Consider the following 10,322-nt stretch of genomic DNA (forward strand, 5'->3'; position numbering starts at 1 on the left):
ACAGGTCATTTATTGAATTGAGCGCCACATTACAGGGCGTGAATTTGTTCTTTCTGACTGATCAAGCCTTTATAAGCGTGATATTGGGGCAAAAAAACCATGATGGGGCACTGGCATGCAATTTGCTCCCTTGTGAGGCAGGTTGCCTTGGCAGAGTATTCGCGCCGGCATCACCCACATTCCAAGGGCATCCACTACCCAAGCCCGAATCCACCCGGAGGACACTATGTCGAAGTCGGTTCAACTCATCAAAGATCATGACGTCAAGTGGATTGATCTGCGCTTCACGGACACCAAAGGCACTCAGCACCACGTGACCATGCCGGCTCGCGACGCGCTGGATGACGCTTTCTTCGAAGAAGGCAAAATGTTCGACGGTTCCTCCATCGCTGGCTGGAAAGGCATCGAAGCCTCCGACATGATCCTGATGCCGGACGACAGCACTGCCGTTCTCGACCCTTTCACCGAAGAGCCGACCCTGATCCTGGTCTGCGACGTGATCGAGCCTTCGACCATGCAAGGCTACGACCGTGACCCACGTGCGATCGCCAAGCGTGCCGAGGAATACCTGAAGTCGACCGGTATCGGCGACACCGTATTCGTTGGTCCAGAGCCTGAATTCTTCATCTTCGACGAAGTGAAGTTCAAGTCCGATATCTCCGGCTCCATGTTCAAAATCTACTCCGAACAAGGTTCGTGGATGTCCGACCAGGACGTGGAAGGCGGCAACCGCGGCCACCGTCCAGGCGTCAAAGGCGGCTATTTCCCTGTTCCGCCATTCGACCACGACCACGAAATCCGTACCTCCATGTGCAACGCCATGGAAGAAATGGGCCTGGTCATCGAAGTTCACCACCACGAAGTGGCGACTGCCGGCCAGAACGAAATCGGTGTGAAGTTCAACACCCTGGTAGCCAAGGCTGACGAAGTTCAGACCCTGAAGTACTGCGTACACAACGTTGCCGACGCATACGGCCGCACCGCGACCTTCATGCCTAAGCCGCTGTACGGCGATAACGGTTCGGGTATGCACGTTCACCTGTCCATCGCCAAAGATGGCAAGAACACCTTCGCTGGCGAAGGTTATGCCGGCCTGTCCGACACTGCCCTGTACTTCATCGGCGGCATCATCAAGCACGGTAAGGCCCTGAACGGCTTCACCAACCCGTCGACCAACTCCTACAAGCGTCTGGTCCCAGGTTTCGAAGCGCCAGTGATGCTGGCCTACTCGGCTCGCAACCGTTCCGCTTCGATCCGTATTCCTTACGTGTCCAGCCCTCGCGCTCGCCGTATCGAAGCTCGCTTCCCGGATCCGGCAGCCAACCCGTACCTGGCCTTCGCTGCCCTGGTAATGGCCGGCCTGGACGGCATCCAGAACAAGACTCACCCTGGCGACGCTGCTGACAAAAACCTGTACGACCTGCCGCCTGAAGAGGCGAAAGAGATCCCACAAGTTTGCGGCAGTCTGAAAGAAGCCCTGGAAGAGCTGGACAAAGGTCGTGCGTTCCTGACCAAAGGCGGCGTTTTCAGCGACGACTTCATCGACGCTTACATCGCCCTGAAAAGCGAAGAAGAAATCAAGGTACGTACCTTCGTACACCCACTGGAATACGAGCTGTACTACAGCTGCTGATCCGGTAGCGCTGCGACACGCGGCGTGACAAAAGAGAGGCCTCCTTCGGGAGGCCTTTTTTATGCCCACGATTCCACGATCGACGAAGAACCCCTGTGCGGGCTTGCCCGCGAAAGCGGACTATCTGACACATTGATGTTGGATGTGCCGGCGCCTTCGCGGGCAAGCCCGCTCCCACAGGGAACTGCAGTGTTTTGGGAGATATGAATACATTCCAAAATGCTTACAACTTGGGTCAACCACCACCCCTGACCTATGCTGCACCCCAACACTTTCGTTTCTGGTCGATTTTATGGGTCGTTGTCTTCCATTCATCCTGTTGCTGATCGCCCTGCCCGCCGCAGCGCAGATCTATAAGTACACCGACGCCAACGGCAACACCGCCTACAGCAACCAACCGCCCGACGGCGTGAAGGCGCAGCCGGTCGAGCTGCCGCCGCTCAACAGTGTCGAGCCGCTGACGCCAAGCGCACCCGCGCCACCTGCCGACGCCGCCAGCCGCGAGCAGCCTCGCAGTACCTACGAGGTGCTGGAGTTGACCGGCCTGCCGACCACCGAAGCCCTGCGCGCCAACAACGGCACCTTCACCGTCAACGTATTGATCAAGCCACGCCTGCAAGGTCCGCATTTGTTCAGGCTGTTGCTGGACGACCAACCCTACGGCCAACCCAGCAATGTGCCGATCCTGCAGCTGGTGAACATTGATCGTGGCTTGCACAGCCTCGCGGTGCAGGTCATCGACGGGCAAAATATCGTCCAGCAGAGCCCGAGCGTGACCTTCACCGTACAACGGGTGCATAAGCCGTGAGGCGCTGGCTGTTGATCGCATGCTGGATCGCCCTGCCCGTAGCGGCCGACGTGTTCACCTACATCGACGCCCAGGGCAATCGGGTCTTCACCGACCGGCCAGGCGCAGGCAACGCCAAGCGAGTGCCGATTGCCCCGAGTAATCGCATGTCAGCCCATCCGACCGCCGCAACCCCCGTCGCTGCAGGTAAAAAGACCGAAGCCAAGGCACCTTTGCACTACGACATGCTGCGAGTGCTGGTCCCGGAGCCCGACGCCACTGTCCGCAGCAGCGCCGGCGAACTGATCGTCAGCGTCACCAGCGAGCCCGGCTTGCAACGCGGTCACCGCTTCCGCCTGCTGCTGGACGGCGCGCCCGTTGCCGAACCCGGCCCCAGCCCGGTCTTTCCCCTGAGCAACGTCGACCGCGGCAGTCATCACCTGTCCGTGGAGATCCTCGACGAACAGGGCCGCACCGTCGAACGCACGGCCAATCAGCCATTCCACATGCTGCGCATATCCCTCGCGCAGAAACGCCAGGTCAAACCCTGTGCGCTCGCTGACTACGGCCAACGACCGGAATGTCCACTCAAGGACAAACCCGAAGAAGAAAAAAATTCCTTCCTGCCTTTCTTCTAACCTCGCTCAGCTTTGCGCACTATATTGGGGCGACAAGCTGCCCCATACCCACTCGTCACCCCATTTTGGTTCGAAAATACCCGTCAAAGCTGGCAGAACGCCACGCAAGCGAGCGTCAAACGTCTGTTTCAGGCCTCAAACGCTTCTTTTCGGAGCCTTGGTTTGGTTTTTGCATTTTCCTTGTACCAACGCTTGTTTCTTGCGCACGCTCCGCTCCAAAAGAGGTCCTGATGACCATAAGCGACGCACTACACCGTTTGCTACTCGACAACCTGACCACCGCCACCATCCTGCTCGATGCCCAACTGCGTCTTGAGTACATGAACCCGGCGGCGGAGATGCTCCTGGCCATCAGCGGTCAGCGCAGCCATGGGCAGTTCATCAGCGAATTGTTCACCGAATCCCCCGAAGCGCTGAATTCCCTGCGCCAGGCGGTCGAGCAGGCGCACCCGTTCACCAAGCGTGAAGCGATGCTCACCGCCCTCACCGGCCAGACCCTCACCGTGGATTACGCGGTGACACCGATCCTGGCCAACGGCGCCACCATGCTGCTGCTGGAAGTCCACCCCCGGGACCGTCTGTTGCGGATCACCAAGGAAGAGGCGCAGCTGTCGAAGCAGGAAACCAGCAAGATGCTGGTGCGCGGCCTCGCTCACGAAATCAAGAATCCGCTGGGCGGGATTCGCGGCGCGGCGCAATTGCTCGCCCGGGAATTGCCGGAAGAAAGCTTGCGGGACTACACCAACGTCATCATCGAAGAAGCCGACCGCCTGCGAAACCTGGTCGATCGCATGCTCGGCTCCAACAAACTGCCGTCCCTGGCCATGTGCAATATTCATGAAGTGCTCGAGCGCGTCGGCCAACTGGTCGAGGCTGAAAGCCAGGGCTGCATCACTTTGGTGCGCGACTACGACCCCAGCATTCCCGACGTGTTGATCGACCGCGAACAAATGATCCAGGCCGTGCTGAACATCGTGCGCAACGCGATGCAGGCCATCAGCACCCAGAACGAGCTGCGCCTGGGCCGCATCAGTTTGCGCACCCGCGCCATGCGCCAGTTCACCATTGGCCACGTGCGCCATCGCCTGGTGACCAAGATCGAAATCATCGACAACGGTCCGGGCATTCCCGCGGAGCTGCAGGAAACCATCTTCTTTCCCATGGTCAGCGGCCGCCCGGACGGTACCGGGCTGGGCCTGGCCATTACCCAGAACATCATCAGCCAGCACCAGGGCCTGATCGAATGTGACAGCCATCCAGGCCACACCACCTTCTCGATCTTTCTGCCACTGGAACAAGGAGCCACATCGACATGAGCCGTAGTGAAACCGTGTGGATCGTCGATGACGACCGTTCTATCCGTTGGGTCCTGGAAAAAGCCCTGCAGCAAGAAGGCATGACCACGCAAAGCTTCGACAGCGCCGATGGCGTGATGAGCCGCCTCGCGCGCCAGCAGCCGGATGTGATCATCTCCGACATCCGCATGCCCGGCGCCAGCGGCCTGGACCTTCTGGCGCGGATTCGCGAACAACACCCACGGCTGCCAGTGATCATCATGACTGCGCACTCCGACCTGGACAGCGCTGTCGCGTCCTATCAGGGCGGCGCGTTCGAATACCTGCCCAAGCCGTTCGATGTCGACGAAGCGGTTTCCCTGGTCAAGCGCGCCAACCAGCACGCCCAGGAACAGCAAGGCCTGGAAGTCCCGGTCGCGCTGACCCGCACCCCGGAAATCATCGGTGAAGCGCCGGCGATGCAGGAAGTGTTTCGCGCCATCGGGCGCTTGAGCCATTCCAATATCACCGTGCTGATCAATGGCGAATCCGGTACCGGTAAAGAACTGGTGGCCCACGCCCTGCACCGTCACAGCCCACGGGCATCTTCACCGTTCATCGCGCTGAACATGGCAGCGATCCCGAAAGACCTGATGGAGTCCGAGCTGTTCGGCCATGAGAAAGGTGCGTTCACCGGTGCGGCCAACCTGCGTCGCGGGCGTTTTGAACAAGCTGACGGCGGTACGCTGTTCCTCGATGAAATCGGCGACATGCCAGCGGACACTCAGACTCGCTTGTTGCGGGTGCTGGCGGACGGTGAGTTTTACCGCGTCGGCGGTCATGTGCCGGTGAAGGTCGATGTGCGAATCATCGCCGCGACTCACCAGAATCTGGAAACCCTGGTGCACGCAGGGAAATTCCGCGAAGACTTGTTCCACCGCCTGAACGTGATCCGCATTCATATCCCACGGCTGTCGGACCGTCGCGAAGACATCCCGACCCTGGCCAAGCACTTCCTCAGCCGCGCCGCGCAAGAACTGGCGGTGGAGCCCAAGCTGCTGAAAAGCGAAACCGAGGAATACCTGAAGAACCTGCCGTGGGGCGGCAACGTGCGCCAGCTGGAAAACACCTGCCGCTGGATCACGGTGATGGCTTCAGGACGCGAAGTGCACATCAGTGACCTGCCGCCGGAGCTGTTGAACCTGCCGCAGGATTCGGCGCCAGTGACCAACTGGGAGCAAGCGCTGCGCCAGTGGGCTGACCAGGCACTGGCCCGTGGCCAGTCGAATCTGCTCGACAGCGCTGTGCCGGCTTTCGAACGGATCATGATCGAGACCGCCCTCAAACATACTGCGGGCCGCCGCCGCGATGCCGCCGTGCTGCTGGGCTGGGGACGCAACACCCTGACGCGCAAGATCAAGGAATTGGGGATGAAGGTTGATGGTGGGGATGATGATGAGGGGGATGAGGGCTAATTAGACCGTTTGATCTTCCTCGCTCTCTAGATCGATTCGCGGGCAAGCCTCGCTTCTACAGGATTTGCGCCATTTCAAAAATTGGCGCGGGGACCTGTAGGAGCGAGGCTTGCCCGCGAAGCTTTTGGGGCCCGAATGCACCGCCGCAATGCACCGTGAACCGCAATCGCGCACGGCAACTGATCTGAAACCCCGCCTGCTTTCGCAATCGAACCCCGATCGAAAAAACACGAAAGCCCCGAATTACGGGGCTTTCAGCATTTCAAAGCGGCTTTCTGTATCAACTTGTTAAAACCTGGCACGCCCCCTGCAATAGCCCATTCAGTGATTCGATTCACTCACCGGTTTCGGGGACCTTGGTACAGGCAGGCCGGGGATTCCCCTCTTTACACCGGGCTTACATCGCACTGGCGATGAGCCCTCCCGTTTTGGGAACCTTGGTACAGGCAGGCCGGGGATTCCCTCTTTTATTGCTCTCGGAGATGGATCTCCAGCCGCCAGCGGTCATCGACCTCGCTACCGGCCCACTCGCCCTGCAGCGGCCGGGCCGCCACCACTGTCAGCAACAACCCCCCATCACTCGAACGCACTCGCCAGTTCACGCGCTTGTCGTTGAGCTTGAGCTGACCCTGCCGTGCCTTGCCGGCGGCCTCGAACAACAGCGCAAGGCTGCCGTCGACGAATTCGCCATGGCTCCTGGGTTCATTGTTGAACCACACCACCAGCCCGTCACCCGTCACCTCGACTTGCTGCAGTTCGCTGGGGTCCGGAGTGGTCAGGCGACCGATCATCAGCCCCACCATCACCCCGACAATCGCCAGCGACGCCATCACCCGCGGGAATAGTTTCGATCGCTTGTCCACTGGCGGCGTAGAATGCCGGTCATCTTTACCTTCGGAGCCGTGCATGTTTCACGTCATCCTTTTCCAACCAGAAATTCCGCCGAATACCGGCAACGTTATCAGGCTGTGCGCCAACAGCGGCTGCCACCTGCATTTGATCGAGCCGCTGGGCTTCGAGATGGACGACAAGCGCCTGCGCCGGGCCGGCCTCGATTACCACGAGTATGCCACCCTGCAGCGTCACGCAGACCTCGCCAGCTGCCTGGAGAGCCTTGGCCATCCACGGCTGTTCGCCTTCACGACCAAGGGTTCGCGGCCGTTCCACGATGCCAGCTTCGCCGAGGGCGACGCGTTCCTGTTCGGCCCGGAAAGCCGTGGCCTGCCGGCGGAGGTGCTCGATGCCCTGCCCGGCGAACAACGCCTGCGACTGCCGATGCGTGAAGGCTGCCGCAGCCTGAACCTGTCGAACACCGTGGCGGTTGCCGTCTACGAAGGCTGGCGCCAGCTCGGATTCAAGTAACACCACCCCTTGTAGGAGCGGGCTTGCCAGCGAAGAGGCCGTAACAGTCAACACCTACGCTGGCAGTTACACCGCTTTCGCTGGCAAGCCAGCTCCTACAAAGATCTTCATGGGTCACTCGATTTCGTTTACCCCATGAAAAAAGCGCCTGTAACGGCGCTTTTTTTGATGCAGCTCAGACCGCTTATTGAACGGTCGGAGTCTCGCCAGCCGCCTGCATGCGTTGCAGCTCTTGTGCATACAGCGCATCGAAGTTCACCGGAGCCAGCATCAGCGCCGGGAACGAACCGCGGGTTACCAGGCTGTCCAGGGTTTCGCGCGCGTACGGGAACAGGATGTTCGGGCAGAACGCACCCAGGGTGTGGCTCATCGAAGCATCGTCCAGGTTCTTGATCAGGAAGATCCCGGCCTGCTGCACTTCAGCGATGAACGCCACTTCGCCGTTTTCACCGTTCTTCACGGTAACCGACAGGGTCAGCACGACCTCATGGAAATCGCCTTCCAGCGCCTTTTGACGGGTGTTCAGATCCAGACCGACGCTCGGCTCCCACTGCTGGCGGAAGATCGCCGGGCTTTTCGGGGCTTCGAAGGACAAGTCACGTACGTAGATGCGCTGCAAGGAGAATTGCGGTGCGGTTTCTTCTTCGCTAGCTGCAGTGTTCTGTTGGTCAGTCATCTCAGATCCTTTCTGATCTAGGGGTCTTATAGGGAAGGCATTCAGGCCTTGAGCATCGCGTCGAGCTTGCCCGCGCGTTCAAGGGCAAACAAATCATCACAACCGCCAACGTGAGTGCTGCCGATCCAGATCTGCGGCACGGAGGTACGCCCCGCTTTCTGAGCCATGGCGGCGCGCACCTGCGGCTTGCCATCGACCTTGATCTCTTCGAAGGCCACGCCTTTGTTCTCGAGCAGGTACTTGGCTCGCGAGCAGTAAGGGCAGTAATCGCTGGAATAGACGACGACGTTGCTCATGTCACTTCACCAGCGGCAAGTTGTCGCCTTTCCAGCTGGAAATACCGCCGGACAGCTTGGCGGCAGTGAAGCCGGCTTTCACCAGTTCGCGGGCATGCGTGCCGGCCGTCTGGCCCATGGCGTCGACCAGAATAATGGTCTTGGCCTTGTGTTTTTCCAGCTCGCCGACGCGAGCAGCCAGTTTGTCGTGGGGAATGTTCAACGCACCAACAATGTGACCGGCGGCGAAATCTTTGTTCGAACGAATGTCGATCACCACGCCTGCGTCTTTGTTGACCAGCCCGGTCAATTCACCGGTGCTCAGGCTGCGACCGCCGCCTTGCATCTGATAGGCAATCAGCAACGCCAGCAGTACGACGAAGATACCGACGAGCAGATAGTGGTTAGTGGCAAATTCAATCAGGTGAGCAACCATCGAAGGAGGTTCCAGGGCGTTAAAATGTCGGCCAGTATACACAGCCACTATGGTGGGCCAAACCCCGTCCGGCGGTGACGGCGCCGGAACTTCGCTTTAAACTGCCACTCCCTTTTCCATCGCCCTCTTTTTTAACTTAAGCCAGAGTAGAATCCATGACTACCACGCCTAAACCTTTGGTCCTGATTATTCTCGACGGCTTCGGTCACAGTGAGAGCCCTGAATCCAACGCCATCTTTGCGGCAAAGAAGCCCGTGCTGGACCGCCTGTGGGCCACCGTGCCGAACGGCCTGATTTCGGGCAGCGGCATGGATGTAGGCTTGCCGGATGGCCAGATGGGCAACTCCGAAGTCGGCCACATGAACCTCGGCGCCGGCCGCGTGGTGTATCAGGACTTCACCCGCGTGACCAAATCGATCCGCGACGGCGAGTTCTTCGAGAACCCGACCATCTGCGCCGCGGTGGATAAAGCCGTTGCCGCCGGCAAAGCCGTGCACTTCATGGGCCTGCTGTCCGATGGCGGCGTTCACAGCCACCAGGATCATCTGGTTGCCATGGCTGAACTGGCCTACAAGCGCGGCGCCGAAAAAATCTACCTGCACGCCTTCCTCGACGGTCGCGACACGCCACCGAAAAGCGCCCAGTCGTCCATCGAACTGCTCGACGCGACCTTCCAGGCCCTCGGCAAAGGCCGGATCGCCAGCATTGTCGGCCGTTACTTCGCCATGGACCGCGACAACCGCTGGGACCGCGTGTCCCAGGCCTACAACCTGATCGTCGACGGCAATGGCGAATTCAATGCCGCCACGGCCCAGGAAGGCCTGCAAGCTGCCTACGAACGTGGCGAGAGCGACGAGTTCGTCAAGGCCACCTCCATTGGTGAGCCGGTCAAGGTCGAAGACGGCGACGCCGTGGTGTTCATGAACTTCCGTGCCGACCGCGCCCGCGAACTGACCCGCGTGTTCGTCGAAGACGATTTCAAAGAGTTCGAGCGTGCGCGCCAGCCAAAACTGGCCGGCTTCGTCATGCTGACCCAATACGCCGCCAGCATCCCCGCGCCATCGGCTTTCGCCGCCGGCAGCCTGGACAACGTGCTGGGCGATTACCTGGCGAAAAACGGCAAGACCCAGCTACGCATTGCCGAAACAGAAAAATACGCCCACGTGACCTTCTTCTTCTCCGGCGGTCGTGAAGAACCGTTCCCGGGCGAGGAACGCATCCTGATCCCGTCGCCAAAAGTCGCCACGTATGACTTGCAGCCCGAGATGAGCGCACCGGAAGTCACCGACCGCATCGTCGACGCTATCGACAACCAGCGTTATGACGTGATCGTGGTCAACTACGCCAATGGCGACATGGTTGGCCACAGCGGTGTGTTCGACGCGGCCGTCAAAGCCGTTGAATGCCTGGACCTGTGCGTCGGCCGCATCGTCGACGCGCTGGAAAAAGTCGGCGGCGAAGCGTTGATCACTGCCGACCACGGTAACGTCGAGCAAATGGCCGACGAGTCCACTGGCCAGGCGCACACCGCCCACACCACCGAGCCGGTGCCGTTCATTTATGTCGGCAAGCGGGACCTGAAGGTTCGCGAAGGCGGCGTGCTGGCAGACGTGGCGCCGACCATGCTGATGTTGCTGGGCCTGGAAAAACCAGCCGAAATGACGGGTACTTCGATACTGGTGTAATCAATCTTTTAAACTCCGCCGAAACCTGTGGGAGCGGGCTTGCTCGCGAATGCGGTGTGTCAGTCGACATTAATGTTGCCT

11 protein-coding genes are annotated in these 10,322 nt (G+C 59.9%); 7 read left to right on the forward strand and 4 right to left on the reverse strand.

The window, feature by feature from the left end; translation table 11 throughout:
- Positions 1–226: 226 nt before the first annotated feature.
- The 5 genes from glnA (at position 227) to ntrC (ending at position 5,807) form a co-directional block, all read left to right on the forward strand.
- Positions 227–1,633 (forward strand): glutamate--ammonia ligase, encoded by a 1,407-nt coding sequence (gene glnA / locus BZ163_RS19305; RefSeq protein ID WP_128872245.1) that lies wholly within the window; start codon positions 227–229, stop codon positions 1,631–1,633.
- Positions 1,634–1,925: 292 nt separating this feature from the next.
- A complete protein-coding gene (locus tag BZ163_RS19310; protein WP_128872246.1) occupies positions 1,926–2,441 on the forward strand; it encodes a DUF4124 domain-containing protein in 516 nt (171 codons plus the stop codon).
- Entirely contained in the window at positions 2,438–3,058 is a 621-nt protein-coding gene (locus BZ163_RS19315; RefSeq protein ID WP_128872247.1) for a DUF4124 domain-containing protein, read from the forward strand. The genes BZ163_RS19310 and BZ163_RS19315 overlap by 4 nt, the downstream gene beginning before the upstream one ends.
- Positions 3,059–3,288: 230 nt before the next feature.
- Positions 3,289–4,374 (forward strand): nitrogen regulation protein NR(II), encoded by a 1,086-nt coding sequence (glnL, locus tag BZ163_RS19320; protein WP_128872248.1) that lies wholly within the window; start codon positions 3,289–3,291, stop codon positions 4,372–4,374.
- The gene (gene ntrC, locus BZ163_RS19325) at positions 4,371–5,807 is read left to right on the forward strand and encodes a nitrogen regulation protein NR(I) (RefSeq protein ID WP_128872249.1); all 1,437 of its coding nucleotides are present in this window, start codon (positions 4,371–4,373) and stop codon (positions 5,805–5,807) included. Before glnL ends, ntrC begins: the two co-directional genes overlap by 4 nt.
- A gap of 467 nt (positions 5,808–6,274) precedes the next feature.
- Here ntrC and BZ163_RS19330 read toward each other — a convergent pair whose 3' ends face one another.
- Positions 6,275–6,715, reverse strand: coding sequence for a hypothetical protein (locus BZ163_RS19330; RefSeq protein ID WP_128872250.1), 441 nt, complete (start codon positions 6,713–6,715; stop codon positions 6,275–6,277).
- Between BZ163_RS19330 and BZ163_RS19335 the strand changes: the two genes are divergently transcribed.
- Positions 6,714–7,169: a tRNA (cytidine(34)-2'-O)-methyltransferase gene (locus tag BZ163_RS19335; protein ID WP_007949025.1), complete on the forward strand. Its 456-nt coding sequence runs from the start codon at positions 6,714–6,716 to the stop codon at positions 7,167–7,169. The two genes, BZ163_RS19330 and BZ163_RS19335, sit on opposite strands and share 2 nt — an antisense overlap.
- 184 nt (positions 7,170–7,353) lie before the next feature.
- Here BZ163_RS19335 and secB read toward each other — a convergent pair whose 3' ends face one another.
- Genes secB through BZ163_RS19350 form a run of 3 tightly spaced genes read right to left on the reverse strand, consistent with a single transcriptional unit; the run spans position 7,354 to position 8,556 of the window.
- The gene (gene secB / locus BZ163_RS19340) at positions 7,354–7,845 is read right to left on the reverse strand and encodes a protein-export chaperone SecB (RefSeq protein ID WP_027922165.1); all 492 of its coding nucleotides are present in this window, start codon (positions 7,843–7,845) and stop codon (positions 7,354–7,356) included.
- 41 nt (positions 7,846–7,886) lie between these two features.
- Positions 7,887–8,141, reverse strand: a complete 255-nt coding sequence (gene grxC, locus BZ163_RS19345; protein WP_008149430.1) for a glutaredoxin 3 — start codon at positions 8,139–8,141, stop codon at positions 7,887–7,889.
- A gap of 1 nt (position 8,142) precedes the next feature.
- Positions 8,143–8,556, reverse strand: a complete 414-nt coding sequence (locus tag BZ163_RS19350) for a rhodanese-like domain-containing protein (RefSeq protein ID WP_128872251.1) — start codon at positions 8,554–8,556, stop codon at positions 8,143–8,145.
- A gap of 155 nt (positions 8,557–8,711) precedes the next feature.
- Between BZ163_RS19350 and gpmI the strand changes: the two genes are divergently transcribed.
- Positions 8,712–10,241: a 2,3-bisphosphoglycerate-independent phosphoglycerate mutase gene (gene gpmI, locus BZ163_RS19355; protein ID WP_128872252.1), complete on the forward strand. Its 1,530-nt coding sequence runs from the start codon at positions 8,712–8,714 to the stop codon at positions 10,239–10,241.
- Positions 10,242–10,322: the final 81 nt, after the last annotated feature.

It is taken from the genome of Pseudomonas sp. VI4.1, assembly GCF_002029345.1.
GTDB lineage: Bacteria > Pseudomonadota > Gammaproteobacteria > Pseudomonadales > Pseudomonadaceae > Aquipseudomonas.

Excerpts from the sequence above, each read along its gene's own strand:
- glnA (WP_128872245.1), top strand. The coding sequence starts at position 227 with ATGTCGAAGTCGGTTCAACTCATCAAAGATCATGACGTCAAGTGGATT.
- BZ163_RS19310 (WP_128872246.1), top strand. The coding sequence starts at position 1,926 with ATGGGTCGTTGTCTTCCATTCATCCTGTTGCTGATCGCCCTGCCCGCC.
- glnL (WP_128872248.1), top strand. The coding sequence starts at position 3,289 with ATGACCATAAGCGACGCACTACACCGTTTGCTACTCGACAACCTGACC.
- ntrC (WP_128872249.1), top strand. The coding sequence starts at position 4,371 with ATGAGCCGTAGTGAAACCGTGTGGATCGTCGATGACGACCGTTCTATC.
- BZ163_RS19335 (WP_007949025.1), top strand. The coding sequence starts at position 6,714 with ATGTTTCACGTCATCCTTTTCCAACCAGAAATTCCGCCGAATACCGGC.
- BZ163_RS19330 (WP_128872250.1), bottom strand. The coding sequence starts at position 6,715 with ATGCACGGCTCCGAAGGTAAAGATGACCGGCATTCTACGCCGCCAGTG.
- secB (WP_027922165.1), bottom strand. The coding sequence starts at position 7,845 with ATGACTGACCAACAGAACACTGCAGCTAGCGAAGAAGAAACCGCACCG.
- grxC (WP_008149430.1), bottom strand. The coding sequence starts at position 8,141 with ATGAGCAACGTCGTCGTCTATTCCAGCGATTACTGCCCTTACTGCTCG.
- BZ163_RS19350 (WP_128872251.1), bottom strand. The coding sequence starts at position 8,556 with ATGGTTGCTCACCTGATTGAATTTGCCACTAACCACTATCTGCTCGTC.
- gpmI (WP_128872252.1), top strand. The coding sequence starts at position 8,712 with ATGACTACCACGCCTAAACCTTTGGTCCTGATTATTCTCGACGGCTTC.